The organism is Tatumella morbirosei, assembly GCF_000757425.2.
GTDB lineage: Bacteria > Pseudomonadota > Gammaproteobacteria > Enterobacterales > Enterobacteriaceae > Tatumella > Tatumella morbirosei.
Genome location: NZ_JPKR02000002.1, coordinates 101,647 through 120,677, shown reverse-complemented (window position 1 = coordinate 120,677; position 19,031 = coordinate 101,647). Strand labels below are relative to the sequence as shown.

Sequence of the window (19,031 nt, the reverse complement as noted above, 5' to 3'; positions counted from 1 at the left end):
ATGCAAAATCATCGTTGGTTTGCAGGAGGGTATCGTTTCAGCGAATGTTCGCAGATCAGTGGAGAGAATATATTTATGGCAAAAAAAAACGACACCCTAAGGTATCGTTTTTAGCATCCAATGAGTTCAGGCTCAGACATTATTCGCTAATGTTTGCACGATCCCGTAACTCTTTTCCTGGTTTAAAGTGGGGAACGTATTTACCTTCCAGTTCCACTTTATCACCGGTTTTAGGGTTACGCCCGGTACGGGGAGCACGATAGTGCAGAGAAAAACTGCCGAATCCCCGGATTTCGATACGCTCACCCTGAGCCAGGGTTGATGCCATGTGTTCAAGCATCTCTTTTACAGCATCTTCAACAGCCTTGGCCGGAATATGTGTCTGCTGGCTGGCAAGGCGTTCGATCAACTCTGACTTAGTCATGAATCCTCCGGTTAATTCCTTTATGGAACATTTGACAGCTTACCTGATTCGGACAACGGTTTTCACCGTTGTCCGTCATATCAGGCAATTACTCGCCTTTAGATGCTGCTTTGAATGCTTCAGCCATTGCGTTAGAGAAGCTGCCTTCGTCAGACTGTTTGTTGTTAACAGTGGCGATTGCATCTTTCTCATCAGCTTCGTCTTTCGCACGAACAGACAGGCTAACGACACGGTTTTTACGATCAACGCCGGTGAATTTGGCTTCAACTTCGTCGCCAACATTCAGAACCAGAGTGGCATCTTCAATACGGTCACGTGAAGCTTCAGAAGCACGCAGGTAACCTTCAACGCCATCAGCTAACTCAACTGTAGCACCTTTCGCGTCAACTGCAGTCACTTTACCAGTGACGATCACACCTTTTTTGTTCAGGGTGATGTAGTTGTTGAAAGGATCTTCAGCCAGTTGTTTCACGCCTAAAGAGATACGCTCACGTTCTGCATCTACCTGCAGTACAACGGCAGCGATTTCGTCGCCTTTTTTGTACTCACGAACAGCTTCTTCGCCGGTCGCGTTCCAGGAGATGTCTGACAGGTGAACCAGACCGTCGATACCACCGTCCAGGCCGATGAAGATACCAAAGTCAGTGATAGACTTGATTTTACCTTCAACACGATCGCCTTTGTTGTGGGTTTCTGCGAACTGCTGCCATGGGTTAGATTTGCACTGCTTCAGACCCAGGGAGATACGACGACGTTCTTCGTCGATGTCCAGAACCATAACTTCAACAACATCGCCCACGTTAACCACTTTAGACGGATGAATGTTTTTGTTAGTCCAGTCCATTTCTGAAACGTGAACCAGACCTTCAACGCCTTCTTCGATTTCAACGAAGCAGCCGTAGTCAGTCAGATTAGTCACACGACCAGTCAGACGAGTACCTTCAGGGTAACGCTTAGCGATAGCAACCCATGGATCTTCGCCCAGCTGTTTCAGGCCCAGAGACACACGAGTACGTTCACGGTCGAATTTCAGCACTTTAACAGTGATTTCGTCGCCAACGTTGACAATTTCGCTTGGATGTTTAACACGTTTCCACGCCATATCAGTGATATGCAGCAGGCCGTCAACACCCCCCAGATCAACGAATGCACCGTAGTCAGTAAGGTTCTTAACGATACCTTTAACTTCCATGCCTTCCTGCAGGTTTTCCAGCAGTTGATCACGTTCAGCACTGTTTTCAGATTCGATAACTGCACGACGTGAAACCACGACGTTGTTACGTTTCTGATCCAGCTTGATTACTTTGAATTCAAGCTCTTTGCCTTCCAGGTGCAGAGTATCGCGAACCGGACGCACATCAACCAGTGAACCTGGCAGGAACGCACGAATACCGTTCAGCTCAACAGTGAAGCCGCCCTTGACTTTGCCGTTGATAATACCGGTAACAGTTTCAGCTTCTTCATACGCTTTTTCCAGCGTGATCCAAGCTTCGTGACGTTTAGCTTTCTCACGGGACAGCAGAGTTTCACCGAAGCCGTCTTCTACAGCATCGAGGGCTACGTCAACTTCGTCGCCAACCTGGATTTCCAGTTCGCCAGCTGCGTTTTTGAACTGCTCTGCAGGAATTGCAGATTCAGATTTCAGGCCCGCATCAACCAGGACGATGTCTTTGTCGATAGCAACAACAACACCACGAACGATGGAACCCGGACGGGTTTCGATTTCTTTCAGGGACTCTTCAAAGAGTTGAGCAAAAGATTCAGTCATATTGATAATCTTCAGGATTCTTCAATTTAACGTCCATCTGACTTCTTGTCGGATGGGGTTGTTTCACATTCCCCGCACCATCCATGGAACGAGGGTAGAGCATTCGTTCGGTTAACCGCGTGGCAGTTACCGGATTTCTTTCAACCGCGACTTGGCATATTCCAGTGACATATCAATCACTTGATCGATTGTCATTCCGGTTGAATCGATGACCAGCGCATCAGCTGCAGGTACCAGTGGTGCCACAGCACGATTACGGTCACGGTCATCGCGTTCTTTTATCTCAGATAAAAGGCGCTCAAAGTTAACACTAAAGCCCTTTTCCTGCAACTGTAGCATACGTCGCTGCGCTCTTTCTTCTGCGCTGGCATCAAGAAAAATTTTAACCGCAGCGTCAGGAAACACCACTGTCCCCATATCCCGGCCATCAGCAATCAACCCTGGCGCTTCTTTGAACGCACGTTGTCGACGTAACAGTGCTTCACGTACCCTTGGGAAAGCGGCAACTTTCGATGCTGTATTACTCACTTCCTGACTCCGGATTTCATGAGTGACTTCTTCGCCTTCCAGAATCACCTGCATTTCCTCCCCGGTCGGGACAAAACGTACATCTAAATGTGCGGCGATCGGTACCAACGCTTCTTCTGAACTGATATCGACATGGTGATGTAAAGCCGCCAGCGCGAGCACCCGATAAATTGCCCCGGAATCCAGTAAGTGCCATTGCAGCTGTTCAGCGATTGCTTTGCACAGTGTGCCCTTCCCGGCCCCGCTCGGTCCGTCAATTGTAATTACCGGCACCGTTGTCATTCATCTCTCCTTCATCGCTGCTCTGGATTTCAGGCATATAAATACGCCACTGGCGCTAAGTATACCCTCTCCCGCGGGGAAGTAGCAGTGACTTATGCCACCAGCAGGTCAAAAAAGCAGAACTTTCCGCTAAAACTGACAATGCCGGGATGAAATCACACCGGCACTCTCACACTAACCATAGACCATAAAACGCCTGTTCGTCGGATTATTCGTGGCTGATCGCTGCCAACTGATGGAAATAGTCCGGGAATGTTTTCGCAGTGCATCCGGGATCAAGGATCGTGACCGGCGTATCAGACAAAGCCACCAGTGAAAAACACATGGCGATTCGGTGGTCATTATAAGTTTCAATCTCAGCATGTTTTAGTGTCTCTGCCGGAGTGATACGAATAAAATCATGACCTTCTTCTACCGTGGCACCCACTTTACGCAGTTCTGCGGCCATGGCAGCCAGCCGGTCTGTCTCTTTAACCCGCCAGTTGTATATGTTGGTCATCAGAGTCGTGCCTTCGGCGAACAAGGCTGTGGTCGCAATAGTCATGGCAGCATCAGGAATGTGATTCATATCCATCTCGACAGCCTTCAGAGTACCGCGGCGACAGGCGATATAATCATCCCCCCACTCAATAACTGCACCCATTTTTTCCAGCACATCGGCAAAACGGATATCGCCCTGAACGCTGTTACGGCCAATACCGGTCACCCGTACAGTACCGCCTTTAATGGCGGCGGCAGCCAGAAAGTATGAGGCAGAAGAGGCATCGCCCTCCACCAGATAATGGCCAGGTGACTGATACTGCTGCCCCCCCTGAATCACAAAAGTCTGATATTGCTGGTTTTCAACATCAATACCAAAACATTTCATCAGATTGAGGGTAATATCGATGTAGGGTTTAGAAACCAGTTCACCTTTGATTGTGATAGTCGTCTGCTCACTGGCTAAAGGCGCGGTCATCAGTAAAGCGGTTAGAAACTGGCTTGATACGCTCCCATCCACACTGATTTTTCCGCCGCGGAATCCACCTTTCAGACGTAGCGGAGGATAATCTTCATTTTCCAGATAACTGATATCTGCTCCGCCCTGACGAAGTGCGTCCACGAGATGGCCTATCGGCCGCTCTTTCATACGTGGTTCACCGGTAAGAACAATATCATTCTCCGCGAGGCTCAGAGCTGCGGCCAGCGGACGCATGGCCGTTCCGGCGTTGCCAAGGAAAAGTTCGACAGGTGCGGATGCATGTAATGGCCCGCCGATGCCGCTCACTACGCATTCAGTACGATCTTCTGACAATGAGTAATCGATACCCAGCAGAGTTAAACCATTCAGCATATGCCTGATGTCATCGCTATCCAGCAGATTAGTCAGACGGGTTGTCCCACTGGCCATCGCCGCCAGCAAAAGAGCGCGGTTTGATACACTCTTCGAGCCGGGTAAATTTACCGTACCGTCGATATGGGCTACAGGTTGTAAGGTCAGAGAATCCGGCATTTAAAAATCACTCTTTATCAAAGATGAAAACCCCGTCAGTGACGGGGTAATTTGAAAAACCTGCAACTCCTGCAGATTTAGCCGTGGCGGCGTTCAAAGTCCTGCATAAATTCGGTCAGTGCAGTCACACCAGCCAGAGGCATTGCATTGTAGATTGAAGCACGCATTCCACCAACAACACGATGTCCCTTCAGTGCATGCAGGCCCTGGCTGAGAGACTCCTCCAGAAACACTTTATCCAGTGCAGAATCTGCCAACTGGAAAGGGACATTCATCCGTGAGCGGCTTCTGGCAGCCACATTATTACGGTAGAAGTCGCTGCGATCAATGGTACCGTACAACAGATCAGCTTTCTGCTGATTCAATTTGTCCATCGCGGCCACACCGCCCTGCTCTTTCAGCCAGCTGAATACCAACCCGGACAAATACCAGGCAAATGTCGGCGGTGTATTGAACATCGAATTGTTTTCGGCCAGTACAGTGTAATCCAGAATTGAAGGCAGTTCTTTACGCGCTTTACCCAACAGATCTTCACGGACAATGACCAGGGTCAGACCTGCCGGACCAATATTTTTTTGCGCTCCGGCATAAATCACACCGTAGCGGCTGACATCAATAGGCTGTGACAGGATGGTAGAAGAGAAGTCGGCAACCACAATCTTGTCACCAAAATCGGGTTGTTCATCAATAGCTGTTCCGTCGATAGTTTCATTCGGGCAATAATGGACGTAAGCAGCATTATCATTAAGCTGCCATTGACTCATTGGCAACAGGGCAGTTTTACCTTCTTCGTTGACCTTGATATCAATGACATTCGGTGTGCAGTATTTTTCAGCTTCTTTTACGGCGCTGTGTGCCCAGTAACCACCATCAACATAATCCGCGTGACTGGCGTTGCCCAGCAAATTTCCTGGTACCGCAGCGAACTGTCCACGCCCTCCACCATGACAGAACAGAACTTTATAGTTTGACGGGATTTTTAACAGATCGCGGAAATCCTGCTCAGCGGTTTCAGCAACCTGAATAAATTCTTTACTACGATGGCTTATCTCCATTACGGAGGTACCCAGTCCCTGCCAGTTGACCAGTTCCTGTTGCGCACGACGAAGAACTTCTGTTGGCAACATTGCCGGACCAGAACTAAAATTATACACCTGCGTCATTTATACTCACCATGATTACATCGAAAGGATTATCGGATCTCTATCGGTTGTATCACTGCAGGAAAACAGCTGCAATAACTAATCTCCCCGCAATGACATTTTTATTCATCTGTGGCTAATCCCCTGACTCTTCCTGTTTATTTATACTTCAGAACACTGATGTTCCCGGTCAGTTTCCCTCAGGAATCCTACGGACGTCAGAGGTAATTTTCACTCTGCCCGATAGCAGTAAACCGATAAAATCCGTATCATGCTCAGCAAATCCTCTGTTTATCACTCCCCGGGAGAACGCGGCGCTATGACGCAAACATTTATTCCAGGCAAAGATGCCGCTTTAGAAGATTCGATTTCACGGTTTCAGACTAAACTTCAGGCCTTAGGCTTTAATATTGAAGAGGCCTCATGGCTAAATCCGGTACCTAATGTCTGGTCGGTACATATCCGTGATCGCGACTGTCCCCTGTGCTTCACTAACGGCAAAGGAGCCACCCAAAAAGCCGCACTGGCCTCTGCGTTAGGGGAGTATTTTGAACGTTTATCCACTAACTATTTCTTTGCAGACTTCTGGCTGGGTAACCGTATTTCTTCCGGAGACTTTGTCCATTATCCGAATGAAAAATGGTTTCCGTTGACCGAAGATGATGATTTGCCGGAAGGATTGCTCGATCCTGAATTGCGCCGTTTCTATGACCCAGAGAATGTACTGGGTGCCAGCCTGCTGATTGATCTGCAGTCCGGTAATGATGATCGCGGGATCTGCGCGTTGCCATTTACCCGTCAGTCTGACGATCAGCAGGTCTATATTCCGATGAACATTATTGGCAACCTTTATGTTTCCAATGGGATGTCTGCCGGGAATACTGCCAGTGAGGCCCGGGTACAGGGTCTGTCCGAAGTTTTTGAACGTTATATTAAAAACCGGATTATTGCCGAATCCATCAGCCTGCCAGCGATACCTGATGCAGTCATGGCGCGCTATCCCGGCGTGGTTGCAGCTATTAACCAACTGGAAGCCGAAGGGTTTCCAATTCTTGCATATGATGCATCGTTAGGCGGTCGGTATCCGGTCATCTGTGTGGTGCTGTTTAACCCATCAAACGGCACCTGTTTTGCTTCTTTTGGTGCACATCCTGATTTTGGCGTTGCTCTGGAACGTACCGTCACTGAGTTACTGCAAGGGCGTAGTCTGAAAGATTTGGATGTATTTACTCCGCCAACATTTGATGACGAAGAAGTGGCAGAACACACTAACCTGGAAACCCATTTTATTGACTCCAGTGGCCTGATTTCATGGGATATGTTTAAAGATACTCCTGACTATCCGTTTGCAGACTGGTCGTTTTCCGGAACCACAGACGAGGAATTTTCGACGCTGATGAACATTTTCCGTGCCGAAAATAAAGAAGTTTATATCGCCGACTATGAGCATCTGGGTGTTTATGCCTGTCGGATTATTGTTCCGGGAATGTCTGATATTTATCCGGCAGAAGATCTGTTGCTTGCTAACAATAATATGGGTGCTGGTTTCCGCGAAACTTTGCTCAGTCTGCCGGGGAGTGAATGGGAGGCTCAGGATTATCTTGACCTCATCTCTCAGATGGACGATGAAGGTCTGGATGACTTTACCCGTGTCCGTGAGTTGCTGGGTCTGGCTACGGGGAAAGATAATGGCTGGTCCACGCTGCGGGTGGGTGAATTAAAAGCCATGCTGGCACTGGCGGGGGGAGATACGGAACAGGCACTGATTTGGACCGAATGGACCATCGAGTTTAACAGTTCAGTATTCAGTGCGGAACGGGCAAATTATTATCGTTGTCTGCAAACCCTACTATTGTTGGCCCTGGAAGAAGAACGTACTCCGGCGGAATACCTGAATGCATTCAACCGTATGTATGGCAGTGACGCTGTTCAGGCAGCTTCTGCAGCCATCAGTGGAGAGGAACCCTTCTACGGATTGCACCAGGTTGACCTTGAACTTACTGCTTTCCCTGCCCATCAGTCACTGCTGGCAGCTTACGAGAAACTTCAGGTAGCGAAACGTCAGTTCTGGTCGAGCCAGAGCGTACAGTAACCTGTTGTTGAGAAAATGATAATTGCAGGACGCCGGGTTTCCGGCGTTTTTTTTGTCTGAAATCCCACCGGACTGGCACCGCACCTTTTCACTGAAATGTCACTTTCCATGGTTATGATTAACCTGTGGGTTACTCTGTTTTCAATCAAAAAATAAAGCAGATATTAAAAATTATTTTAACCTTAAATATCAATTAGTTAATGTAAAAAATCATAAAAACTTGCTTCATTCCCCTCCTTGCTCACAGTTAAAACTGATCCAGGTCAACTTAGGGCGTATTGCCATTTGGTACTCTGTATTCAGAGAAAAACCTGAGGGTCTGGTGTGAAAACTGACAATCCTTTTGATTTGTTAATGCCCGCTGCTATGGCGAAAGTTGCTGAAGATGCCGGGGTGTATAAAGCGTCAAAATCGCCACTCACCACCTTTTTTTTAGCCGTAACTGCCGGTGTTTTCATCTCAATCGCCTTCACGTTCTATATCACTGCCACTACAGGCACTGGCTCATTACCGTTTGGTATTTCCAGACTGATTGGGGGTTTTTGCTTCTCACTGGGTCTGATTCTTGTCGTGATATGTGGTGCTGATTTATTCACCTCCACTGTGTTGATTGTGGTGGCTAAAGCCAGCGGGCGTATTAGCTGGGGGCAACTCACCCGCCACTGGATAATTGTCTACCTTGGGAATTTATGTGGTGCACTGTTTTTTGTCGGTCTGATTTGGCTCTCGGGAGAACATATGACGGGCAACGGAGCATGGGGTCTGAATGTACTGCAGACTGCTGACCATAAAATGCATCACACGTTTACTGAAGCTGTGGCCCTTGGGGTCCTGGCGAATCTGCTGGTCTGTCTGGCGGTTTGGATGAGTTACTCCGGGCACTCACTGACAGACAAAACTTTGGCGATGATTTTGCCGGTGACAATGTTTGTATCAAGCGGATTTGAACATAGTATCGCAAACATGTTCATGATCCCAATGGGTATTGTGATCAAATACTTCGCCACTCACGATTTCTGGCAACTAAGCGGTGCTTCGGCAGAGCAGTTTATTTCCCTGACACCCTGGCAGTTTATTACCAATAATCTTATTCCTGTCACTCTGGGCAATATTATCGGTGGCGGTTTGTTAGTGGGACTGACTTACTGGATTATTTACTTACGGAACGGTAATAGTGAAGATTAATTTATCGAAACTGCACTGAACTGATTTTGTACAGACTGACGAAATATTGTCGGTTGTATGCTGAATTCAACTTAACAAGGCAGGTATATCATGACTGAACTTAATGAAAAAATGAACCAGGCCTGGCAGGGGTTTACTGCCGGTGAATGGCAGAGCAGCGTTAACGTACGCGATTTCATTCAGAAAAACTATACGCCTTACCAGGGCGATGAAGCCTTCCTGAGTACAGCAACAGAAGCAACAACTGTACTGTGGGACAAAGTGATGGAGGGCATCAAAATTGAGAACCGGACCCATGCCCCGGTAGATTTTGATACTGACCTGGCTTCAACAATTACTTCACACGATGCCGGATATATTAATAAATCTCTTGAGAAAATTGTCGGTCTGCAAACCGATGCTCCGCTGAAACGTGCGCTTATCCCCTACGGCGGTATCCGCATGGTTGAAGGTTCCTGTCAGGTATATGGCCGTGAGCTGGACCCGTCACTCAAAAAAATCTTTACTGAATACCGTAAAACACATAACCAGGGGGTGTTTGATGTCTATACCCCGGATATCATGCGTTGCCGTAAATCAGGCATTCTGACAGGATTACCTGATGCCTATGGTCGTGGCCGTATTATCGGTGATTATCGCCGTGTCGCGCTTTACGGTATTGATGCTTTAATGAAAGACAAACTGGCACAGTTCGGATCACTGCAAAGTGACCTGGAAAACGGCAACGGTCTGGAAGAAACCATTCGTCTGCGTGAAGAAATTGCCGATCAGTACCAGGCACTTAAAGATATGAAAGAAATGGCCAGCCGCTACGGTTGTGATATTTCTTTGCCAGCGACTGATGCACGTGAAGCCGTGCAATGGACTTATTTTGGTTATCTGGCAGCCGTAAAATCACAAAATGGTGCGGCAATGTCTTTCGGACGGGTATCCACCTTCCTTGATATCTATATCGAACGTGATTTGCAGGCAGGCAAAATCAGTGAAAACGAAGCCCAGGAACTGATTGACCATCTGGTAATGAAACTTCGTATGGTCCGTTTCCTGCGTACTCCTGAGTATGATGAGCTGTTCTCAGGAGACCCTATCTGGGCAACTGAATCTCTGGCCGGTATGAGTCTGGATGGACGGACTCTGGTCACTAAAAGTACTTTCCGCTTTCTGAACACTCTTTACACTATGGGTCCATCACCGGAACCTAATATGACCATTTTGTGGTCTGAACAATTACCCATTAACTTCAAAAAATTTGCGGCAAAAGTCTCCATCGATACTTCATCTATCCAGTATGAAAATGATGATCTGATGCGCCCTGACTTCAACAGTGATGACTATGCGATTGCCTGTTGTGTCAGCCCAATGGTCGTCGGCAAACAGATGCAGTTCTTCGGTGCCCGTGCTAACCTGGCAAAAACTATGTTGTATGCCATTAATGGTGGGATGGATGAGAAACTTAAAATCCAGGTAGGCCCTAAAGAAGCGCCTATGACCGATGAAGTCCTGGACTTCGATAAAGTGATGGCCCGGATGGATCACTTTATGGACTGGCTGGCGACTCAGTATGTCACCGCACTGAATGTCATCCATTATATGCATGACAAATACAGTTATGAAGCTGCTCTGATGGCATTACATGACCGTGATGTTTACCGGACCATGGCATGTGGTATCGCCGGACTCTCTGTGGCAGCGGATTCACTGTCGGCCATTAAATATGCCAAAGTTAAACCGATCCGGGACGAAAATGGTCTGGCGATTGATTTCGAAATTGAAGGAGAATATCCACAATTTGGTAATAATGATTCGCGTGTTGATGAACTGGCATGTGATCTGGTTGAGCGGTTTATGAAAAAAATTCAGAAACTGAAAACATACCGTAATGCCGTACCTACTCAGTCAGTATTGACCATTACTTCTAACGTGGTTTACGGTAAAAAAACCGGCAATACCCCGGATGGACGTCGTGCCGGAGCACCGTTCGGTCCGGGCGCAAACCCAATGCATGGCCGTGACCAAAAAGGTGCAGTTGCCTCGCTGACCTCGGTGGCGAAACTGCCCTTTGCTTACGCAAAAGATGGTATCTCTTATACTTTCTCGATTGTACCTAACGCGCTTGGCAAAGATGACGATGTACGTAAAGCCAACCTGGCGGGCCTGATGGATGGTTATTTCCATCACGAAGCAAATATAGAGGGCGGGCAACATCTGAATGTTAATGTCATGAACCGCGAAATGCTGCTTGAAGCCATGGATAACCCGGAAAAATATCCACAGTTAACCATTCGTGTTTCAGGTTATGCGGTCAGATTCAACTCTCTGACCAAAGAACAACAGCAGGATGTGATTACCCGTACCTTTACTCAATCAATCTAAGGTTGTCGGCTCAGGTAAAAGGCTCCCGGCGGGAGCCTTTCTGGTCTTAATGACCATGGCCTTAGTCAACAGCAATATAATGATACCTGCCAATCCTGGCCTGCGGTTTCTTCCGCAGCCTACCCCGGAGGAACCATCGCATGTCAGTCACTGGTCATATCCATTCCGTTGAATCCTGTGGCACCGTTGACGGTCCTGGAATTCGCTTTATTGTCTTTTTTCAGGGCTGTCTGCTGCGCTGTCTGTATTGCCATAACCGGGACACGTGGGACCTTCACGGTGGTAAAGATGTCACCGTTGAGGAGCTGATGCAGGATTTGCTGGCCTACCGCCACTATATTTCAGCCTCCGGCGGAGGGGTTACTGCATCCGGCGGAGAGGCGATTCTTCAGGCAGAATTTGTTCGTGACTGGTTCAGGGCTTGTAAGCAAGCAGGTATCGATACTTGTCTGGACACTAACGGCTTTGTCAGACGTTATGATCAGGTGATAACTGAACTGTTAGATGTCACAGACCTGGTCATGCTCGACCTGAAGCAAATCAACGATGAAGTTCATCAGAAACTCACCGGCGTGCCTAATCACAGGATGCTGGAATTTGCGGAACATTTACACAAAATTAGTAAACGGACCTGGATAAGGTACGTGGTTGTGCCTGGTTATAGCGATGATGATGAATCAGCTCATCTTCTGGGACAGTTCACTGCGCCAATGGAAAACATCGAGAAAATAGAGTTACTTCCTTACCATGAGCTTGGTAAACATAAATGGACCACTATGGGTGAAGAGTACCAACTGGAAGGAGTAAACCCCCCTTCCAGGGAAACGATGGAGCGGATCAAAACCATTCTTGCCGGTTACGGGCATAAAGTCATCTACTAGGTTTATTTCCGGAAAGAAAAAGGGCTTGTGGGCCCTTTTATCATTACTGAACTCATTTCCAGATATCAGGCATGGGCCACAGGAGTTGTCTGATGATTAGCTTTGCGCAACAACATCAGTAAATAAACAAATGAAACCGCAGCAATCATGGTAAATAAAACATTGTCTGAATAATGTTCCATCAACAGTGAAATCATGCCCGGGCCAATCAGGCTGCCCACTGTATAACTCAGCAATAATGCCTGATTCATTGCAATCAACTCATGGTGCGCCACCCGCTCACATGCCCATGACATTGCTACCGGATAGAGGGTAAAACAGGAGCAGCCGAGAACAAACAACGCTGGAACCATGGCTAGTTGAGATAACATGGCAACAGCACCAAGGATCACCATAAAAACCTGCACCCGTAGCACTGTCAACCGGCCAAAACGGTCCGCCAGCCTTCCTACCGGCCACTGACCGAGAATTGCAGCACTAACCAGCAACGCCATCCAGTAGCCCACGTTCGCGTCACTCATCCCACGGTGTGACAAGTACAACGGCAATAAGCCATACAATGAGCCCAGCACGATACCAGACAAAATACAGCCATTAATACCCAGACGCGATGAGCTTCGGGTAAACATAGTGCGAATTTTTGGAGTACCGTTTTCTTCAGCAATTTGTGGAGTACTGATGCGGGCAAAGAACAACGGCAATAATGCCACCATGATAAACATGACCAGCATTGGGATCATATAACCGACATCGTCCGGGAAAAAACTTACCAGCAATTGCCCGAGAACCGTAGCGCCGTAATAAACGATCATATAAGCAGCCAGTAGCCGGCCACGGTTACTTAATGTACCTGAACAAAGTAAGGCACTTTCCACCACCACCCAAATCAGAGCACATCCAATGCCGGCCAGAAAACGCCATAGTGTCCATCCGGTAAAACCTCCGGTAGCTAACAGAGCGCAGGTCGCTATGGCAAACACGATGGTGGCAACATAATAGCTGCGATTAAAACCCAGTTTCCGGATAACTCTTCCGGCGATCACCGTTCCCAGCAGGTTGCCGGTGAAATAGGCAGAACTCACCACACCCACCTGCCAGGTAGCGAATTGATCATGAGACAACCATAGCGGCACCAGTGTATTTAAAACCGCTACGGCGATAGTTAATAAAAGTAAGCCGGAAAGCAAAAGCAAGACAGGACGGGACCATGCAGACATAGCCATAACCACAGAACAATAATAATTGTGGCGAATAATGGCACCAACAAAATTAAAGTCAATTAACAAAAAACGCCAGAGCATTTTTTGCTGCCAACCTGAGAAATAAGCACAGAAATGTAATATACGGCAGTATTTAAATGAATATTAAATTAGTATTTTAAATATAAAACAGGCATAAGCGATACTCCGGAACCTACAGTTCCGGGCGGAGAATTTTATACGGGTCCATTCTTAGAGAAACCCTGATATTTAAATATAATTTCAATAAGTTATCACCACCCTCCCATAATCTGACTCACTGACCGATGAGGGCTGTTGTTGGTGAATTCTGACCTGATAAGCCACTGGCCGGCTACAGCGAACATCCACCTGTGGATTCGTCGTGGAAGATACTACTGACATGGCACAACGTTTAACGACGCGCAAATGAACATTGACAGCTGCTTCAATAATCGCCGCCGAGGCCGGGGTAAACAATCCCGCGCCTGCTGTTGCTAAAAAAAACGACAGAACAATAACTAACTGAACGTTCCCAGGATATCGCATACACCTTCCCCCTTGCAGTTACTGCATAAGGCTTATGCTTTCCGCCTTCTATCCCCAATAAACATAAAAAATGTGGCAATCTGTGCTGCCTACATATTTAGATATACAAGAGGCATAAGATGAATTCAAACAAAACTATAAATTTTAATGATTAAAATCATAATAATAGAAAGTTATGATTTTATGATGATTAAAAAATAGCGGGTAGCTTTACGAGAGGTTAAAACAAATACAGAAGTAAGACTGCACAGCGACTCAAAAACCGTGCAGTCGGGAAAGGTAGCTTAATAGTTAAGTGTCACAGTAACTGTATCGCTATAGTCACCCGGAGTTGGCCATGTCTGAGTCGGAACAACCCCATAGACAGTCAGGCTTTGGCTGCTACCGGTGGCGGAACGAAATGACTCAGTATTGTTATTATCCCAGACCGTGCTATGAGCCGCATCCTGATACAACTGATAAGCCACACACTGATTATCATTGCTGTTGCACATATGACGGACTGACTGCTGGCTGTGCAAACCTGTCCCTAATCCCACCGAGAATGCAGTATTTACCGGGCAAGTGACAGTCACTGTGGATGATGATGTGGCTGACAAAGATGAAGAAACCGCGGGACTTTGCTGTCCAAAATCTAAATCACTGACATCATTAATCTGACAACCATTTTTCACCACTGCGTTAGCGGCCAGTTGAACCTGCACCATGCTGGTCTGAGCCATGGATGCACAGGAAGGCAGCTGACTGGCGCTTGAGGCATAGCTGTATTTGATATTTGACCAAAATCCGTAATTATAATAATCCAGTGCAGTGAGTTTACTCTGCCCTGACACAACCTTAGCAACCAGACTAAAGTATTGCTCAAGTGATTGCCCACTTGCCAGCTGATAATCAATTTCTGCATACCCCCCATTGTTCGCCCCTAAAGAATTGGAAGGATCCGTTGAAGGATAAACATTAAAATACAGCGGATAACCACTGACCCCGTTTGGGTTCATCTGTAATGGCGCATTATCCTGCAGAAACAGACAGGCCCGAATATATTCCGTCCTGGTGTCGTAATTATTGCAGGTAAAGACGACCTGGCCTGAGGTAGTGGCAGCCTGACCTGCAGTGACGGTCCCAAAACTAAACGTGGTACCACTGCCATTCCAGCAGGTAGGAGCGGCTGATGCAGAGCCGGAAAAACAAAATCCCACCGTGGCAGCGATGATTAGCAAACTGACTCTGACTAATGACATACCGACTCCATTTGAATCACCTGTTTTTCTGCCGGAAGTTTTGCCGGCAATGCTATCCGGCAATCTCCTTGTGGTCCGTGAACAATGATCTCACCTCCCGCAGGTGGATCTTCCAGATAGATATTTCCTTCATACCCAACAACTGTATGTGTTGTGCCTTTAGTAACATTATTTCCTCCGGCATCAACGACCACAACATCAGCGGCAAATGGCAACACGCTGCCATTGTCCAGTTTGCCGGTGATCATCAAAGCATGGGTACGGTAAATAGAAAAAGCCGCGACTGCCCCGCCTCCGCTCTTAGGAATCACCTGTTGCTCGGTATATAAAGCGCGATAGTCTTCAGGCAATGACAACACATCAATGGAAATGTTGTTACGGAAGTAAGGGTCAAGATTATTGATGAACAACGTCCCGCTGCCATCTGTTTTACCTGCCGGGCGATGTTGTAAATAGACCGGAATATCCGGTACTCCCGCAGTATCTACGATGGCAAAGGCATCGCCCAGTTCACGTGTTGCATACAGATGCCCCATAAAAAAGCCAAGAGCCCCCGACATTGAAGCATAATAGCTGTCCTGATGATTATACTGATTGTATCCCAGCTCCAGATCACTCCAGCGGGTACGTTGGCGGTAGTCCGCGTGCTTATTCGGATTTGTACCGTTCTGAATCGATAAATTAGCACCCCAGTCTGGCTTATTAGAGTCAATTTCACGGGACCAACTAAGCTGGTTGTAAACCGTTCCACTTTGCTGAGAATGTTGCACAGCAATGTATTGTCGATCCGACAATGGCAAGGTCAGATTGATATAGACTGTTTTATCACGGCTCTCAGACAACGACTGAGTTATACTGGTCGAAATATTAATCCGGTGTGTGAAAGTCCTAAACCACGACAGCCCGGCATACTGCTGGTGAGTTCCCGGATACTGGAGATTTATCCAGCTCATTCCGACCGTACCAATATTGTCGAACGACCAGCTGACAAAAGCATTATCGGAGCGGGTTGCCAGTGTGCCTTCTGATAGTACCGACATATCGCGAAACTGACTATCGCGTCGGGTCTCAGTCGCCGAGGCATTAAAACGTTGATTAACCCACTGCCACCCAATTCCCCACTGTTTCCCGGTCTCAGATTCATGACGACTGACCGAAACATCACTGTGTAAAATACCTATCTCAGGTGAAAGCAGATAATTAAAGCCAGCCCCGGCATCCTGTAACGGTTGGCTCTGTTCTGTATGTCCTTCAAAGGTAAAACGGTCAGATACACCGGAACGCCAGTTACCCACCAACATAAAATCTGGGTCATAACTGAACGACCGGTAACTATAATTTTCACGTACCCATCCGGCATTAAGGCTCCAGGTATCTAACCCACGCGATAACAACTGGTTCGAACCATACAGATTCAGGTTTATCACCCGCTGTTGACCATTGATATCGGTGATCACTACCTGCGCAGTGCTGCTCCCGGTGAAAAATGGCGACGTATTGAGGGTAAACTGACCAGGTGTAACACGTTGTGATGACTGTTTTATCCCCTGCACATAGAGATCTACGGTTGAAGGCAACGCTGCGGTATCTGAAAGAATATCCTGAGACGAAGTATTAAAGTCAGGCTGCAGCGAGTAATTATGAGACAAACTTAATCCTGCAAAACGGACACTATTCGTCCAGGACTGAGCACCGGTGTAGCTGTCACCCAATGTGAGACTCATCAGTTTGTCCGGGTTTTGATAGCTCCAGGACGTCATCAGCCTTTGGGTACTGTTATCTGACTGTCCACGCAATTGTTCTGCACGACTATTAAATGAACTGCTGAAATTACTCGGACCAATTCCAAAGGAACGCAGCTCTGTATAAGCCGTCACCGCCTCATCGTTGAGTTGATGACTGGCATAGAGATCATAATTTAGTGCTATTCCATGAACCGCCGGAGATAACTGGCTGGCCGAAGTGAATCCGCTATGGCGAGAACTCTTCAGTTGTTGGTCCCCACCCAACCAGCGTTTATCTGCCTGAATATCCAGAACTTGTTTCAGAGGATCATAATTAACTGTCAGCCCTGGTTGTGAGCTGAAATCAATATTTTCTTTGCCACTTTCCATCCTCTGCAAATTAAGATGCAGTTTGCTGGCATCCTCCCTTGAGATAATGAAGTGTTGTTCCCTTTTCCTAACCTGAAACAATCCATTAACAGCGGATCCATTAATAGTAATCGTCAGGTATAACATTTCATCCGCTGCAGCAAATGAATTAGATGAAATAATGAGTGCAGTACAAAGAATAAAGGAATTATTGAGTAATGATCGGTACTGTTTTTGTTGTTGTATCATCATTTATGGTAAACGTCAGTGTAGAACCGGAATACTTCCCTTTCGGTAAAGACCATGAACGGGTGCTGTGTGCTAAAACATATCCCAGTAAACCTCTGTTAAGAGTTACCTGTTGCTGACCAGAGGAGAGTACAACATTACTCAGTTTCAAATGCTGCAGTCCATGGTTTTCAACCGTTAAACGCTCAGGTGAAACATGAGTATTCAGGTGGAAAACAAAATCGTTCATGTCCAGTGCCGATTTAGGCGTATTAATAAAAACGGGTAAGGTATATCGTAATAAAAACCGGACAGCATGCCTGCCACTTTTATCCGCAGACCCTGGTAATTCATCCACGACCAGTTTATATGACTGTTCGCCTTTCCCAACGGGTACAACTGGCATAATAACCCGCAGTAACTGTTGTTTTCCTGCGGGTATTGCGGTCATGGGGGGGCTGACCACCAGGTTCTGCGTTTCCGTCAAGACGTCATTATCGTTGGACTGAACCCATTGATAGACACGAACCTGAGCGCTGATCGGATCGTTACCAATGTTATTGACATAAACAGCTTTAACATTTTCCCCCGGTGCAAAATTAATGTTTACCGGGAAAACCTGTAAGCTGGCGGCATATGTTAGACAGGGCAATAAACCTATAACGATGACAGATATATAAAATCGAAATGAACGTAACATATGCAGCCTGTAAAATTAAATCAATAGTCTATTTTCAGCAATACGGTATCGGTGTAATCACCTGCAGGTGCGACTTTCAGGGCATCAGCACTTACCTGACCATAGATTTTAATATCCTGCTCTTCACCGGTACCTGTATTAGTCGTTCCACTGGTTAAGGCAGAAGATGCTGCTTCATCAGAATAAAGTGAGTAAGCAATTTTATTACCACTTGAATCTGACATCTCATAATCGTGCGAACTGTCAGAAGAAAGCTCATACGGCGTATTCTTAGTACAAACGACACTGGCTGTTGCTTGTGCAGATAAATTACCAGCATTGCTGTACTGGCTACCGAAATTCATATCACCTGCAGAAATACTACATGCCTTTAAGACCGTCAAATAGACATTCATATTAGCCGTTGCCTGTGCAGTATATGTTGTGTCATCAGCATGGCTTGCAGCAGTAAACATCAATGATGAGCTTAATGAAATCAATAGTAGTGATTTTTTAAACATCTTTATCTCTTTGTTATTATTTCTAATTACACATTACGTCCGAATCATCATGATAATTAACCAGCCGCTAATCAACTGGTAAACATATTGGATGATTCACAATGCGGCAGCATTATACGCGCCATCTGTAAAAAACCAATAATCAAGGAACTGGATATTTTCTGATCGATGTCACAAAAGTTTATAATGTCGCAACATTCAAAAAACAAAACATAAAAAACCACAGACTAATTAAATAAAAATATAATATCTCTAATTTATGTTATAAAACCAACAAAACTCTGAAGGTACACACTACTTAAAGACCTTGAACTTTATTTTCTTTCAAAATAAACA

General features: G+C 46.6%; 15 protein-coding genes. 4 read left to right on the top strand and 11 right to left on the bottom strand.

Annotated elements, in window-relative coordinates; translation table 11 throughout:
- Positions 1-139: 139 nt before the first annotated feature.
- The 5 genes from ihfB to serC all read right to left on the bottom strand — a co-directional run bounded on the left by ihfB (position 140) and on the right by serC (position 5,657).
- Positions 140-424 (bottom strand): integration host factor subunit beta, encoded by a 285-nt coding sequence (gene ihfB, locus HA49_RS01645; protein WP_038019815.1) that lies wholly within the window; start codon positions 422-424, stop codon positions 140-142.
- Between the two features lie 88 nt (positions 425-512).
- On the bottom strand, positions 513-2,192 hold the full coding sequence (gene rpsA / locus HA49_RS01640; protein ID WP_038019813.1) for a 30S ribosomal protein S1: 1,680 nt from the start codon (positions 2,190-2,192) through the stop codon (positions 513-515).
- Positions 2,193-2,318: 126 nt separating this feature from the next.
- On the bottom strand, positions 2,319-3,002 hold the full coding sequence (gene cmk, locus HA49_RS01635) for a (d)CMP kinase (RefSeq protein ID WP_038019811.1): 684 nt from the start codon (positions 3,000-3,002) through the stop codon (positions 2,319-2,321).
- Positions 3,003-3,210: 208 nt separating this feature from the next.
- Entirely contained in the window at positions 3,211-4,494 is a 1,284-nt protein-coding gene (aroA, locus tag HA49_RS01630; protein ID WP_038019809.1) for a 3-phosphoshikimate 1-carboxyvinyltransferase, read from the bottom strand.
- A gap of 77 nt (positions 4,495-4,571) precedes the next feature.
- Positions 4,572-5,657 carry a 3-phosphoserine/phosphohydroxythreonine transaminase gene (serC, locus tag HA49_RS01625; protein WP_038019806.1) on the bottom strand — a complete coding sequence of 362 codons (1,086 nt, stop codon included), beginning with the start codon at positions 5,655-5,657 and terminating at the stop codon, positions 4,572-4,574.
- Positions 5,658-5,955: 298 nt separating this feature from the next.
- Between serC and ycaO the strand changes: the two genes are divergently transcribed.
- The 4 genes from ycaO to pflA all read left to right on the top strand — a co-directional run bounded on the left by ycaO (position 5,956) and on the right by pflA (position 12,167).
- Entirely contained in the window at positions 5,956-7,728 is a 1,773-nt protein-coding gene (gene ycaO, locus HA49_RS01620) for a 30S ribosomal protein S12 methylthiotransferase accessory factor YcaO (protein WP_038019803.1), read from the top strand.
- 324 nt (positions 7,729-8,052) lie between these two features.
- Complete coding sequence (gene focA, locus HA49_RS01615; protein ID WP_038019800.1) at positions 8,053-8,913, top strand: formate transporter FocA; 861 nt, start codon at positions 8,053-8,055, stop codon at positions 8,911-8,913.
- Positions 8,914-9,003: 90 nt separating this feature from the next.
- A complete protein-coding gene (gene pflB, locus HA49_RS01610; RefSeq protein ID WP_038019798.1) occupies positions 9,004-11,286 on the top strand; it encodes a formate C-acetyltransferase in 2,283 nt (760 codons plus the stop codon).
- A 140-nt stretch (positions 11,287-11,426) separates the two neighbouring features.
- Positions 11,427-12,167, top strand: a complete 741-nt coding sequence (gene pflA, locus HA49_RS01605) for a pyruvate formate lyase 1-activating protein (RefSeq protein WP_038019795.1) — start codon at positions 11,427-11,429, stop codon at positions 12,165-12,167.
- A 65-nt stretch (positions 12,168-12,232) separates the two neighbouring features.
- Here pflA and HA49_RS01600 read toward each other — a convergent pair whose 3' ends face one another.
- From HA49_RS01600 to HA49_RS01575, 6 genes are all read right to left on the bottom strand, one after another.
- Complete coding sequence (locus tag HA49_RS01600) at positions 12,233-13,384, bottom strand: MFS transporter (RefSeq protein ID WP_038020368.1); 1,152 nt, start codon at positions 13,382-13,384, stop codon at positions 12,233-12,235.
- Between the two features lie 264 nt (positions 13,385-13,648).
- Complete coding sequence (locus HA49_RS01595; protein ID WP_038019792.1) at positions 13,649-13,933, bottom strand: hypothetical protein; 285 nt, start codon at positions 13,931-13,933, stop codon at positions 13,649-13,651.
- Positions 13,934-14,217: 284 nt separating this feature from the next.
- The gene (locus tag HA49_RS01590) at positions 14,218-15,174 is read right to left on the bottom strand and encodes a Csu type fimbrial protein (RefSeq protein ID WP_038019789.1); all 957 of its coding nucleotides are present in this window, start codon (positions 15,172-15,174) and stop codon (positions 14,218-14,220) included.
- Complete coding sequence (locus tag HA49_RS01585; RefSeq protein WP_169748761.1) at positions 15,165-17,288, bottom strand: fimbria/pilus outer membrane usher protein; 2,124 nt, start codon at positions 17,286-17,288, stop codon at positions 15,165-15,167. Before HA49_RS01585 ends, HA49_RS01590 begins: the two co-directional genes overlap by 10 nt.
- Positions 17,289-17,475: 187 nt before the next feature.
- The gene (locus tag HA49_RS01580) at positions 17,476-18,195 is read right to left on the bottom strand and encodes a fimbrial biogenesis chaperone (protein ID WP_038019786.1); all 720 of its coding nucleotides are present in this window, start codon (positions 18,193-18,195) and stop codon (positions 17,476-17,478) included.
- 20 nt (positions 18,196-18,215) lie between these two features.
- On the bottom strand, positions 18,216-18,695 hold the full coding sequence (locus tag HA49_RS01575) for a Csu type fimbrial protein (RefSeq protein WP_038019783.1): 480 nt from the start codon (positions 18,693-18,695) through the stop codon (positions 18,216-18,218).
- Positions 18,696-19,031: the final 336 nt, after the last annotated feature.

Bases quoted from the DNA above. Each gene is read 5' to 3' on its own strand.
- ihfB (WP_038019815.1), bottom strand. From the start codon at position 424: ATGACTAAGTCAGAGTTGATCGAACGCCTTGCCAGCCAGCAGACACAT.
- rpsA (WP_038019813.1), bottom strand. From the start codon at position 2,192: ATGACTGAATCTTTTGCTCAACTCTTTGAAGAGTCCCTGAAAGAAATC.
- cmk (WP_038019811.1), bottom strand. From the start codon at position 3,002: ATGACAACGGTGCCGGTAATTACAATTGACGGACCGAGCGGGGCCGGG.
- aroA (WP_038019809.1), bottom strand. From the start codon at position 4,494: ATGCCGGATTCTCTGACCTTACAACCTGTAGCCCATATCGACGGTACG.
- serC (WP_038019806.1), bottom strand. From the start codon at position 5,657: ATGACGCAGGTGTATAATTTTAGTTCTGGTCCGGCAATGTTGCCAACA.
- ycaO (WP_038019803.1), top strand. From the start codon at position 5,956: ATGACGCAAACATTTATTCCAGGCAAAGATGCCGCTTTAGAAGATTCG.
- pflB (WP_038019798.1), top strand. From the start codon at position 9,004: ATGACTGAACTTAATGAAAAAATGAACCAGGCCTGGCAGGGGTTTACT.
- pflA (WP_038019795.1), top strand. From the start codon at position 11,427: ATGTCAGTCACTGGTCATATCCATTCCGTTGAATCCTGTGGCACCGTT.
- HA49_RS01600 (WP_038020368.1), bottom strand. From the start codon at position 13,384: ATGTCTGCATGGTCCCGTCCTGTCTTGCTTTTGCTTTCCGGCTTACTT.
- HA49_RS01595 (WP_038019792.1), bottom strand. From the start codon at position 13,933: ATGCGATATCCTGGGAACGTTCAGTTAGTTATTGTTCTGTCGTTTTTT.
- HA49_RS01590 (WP_038019789.1), bottom strand. From the start codon at position 15,174: ATGTCATTAGTCAGAGTCAGTTTGCTAATCATCGCTGCCACGGTGGGA.
- HA49_RS01585 (WP_169748761.1), bottom strand. From the start codon at position 17,288: ATGGAAAGTGGCAAAGAAAATATTGATTTCAGCTCACAACCAGGGCTG.
- HA49_RS01580 (WP_038019786.1), bottom strand. From the start codon at position 18,195: ATGTTACGTTCATTTCGATTTTATATATCTGTCATCGTTATAGGTTTA.
- HA49_RS01575 (WP_038019783.1), bottom strand. From the start codon at position 18,695: ATGTTTAAAAAATCACTACTATTGATTTCATTAAGCTCATCATTGATG.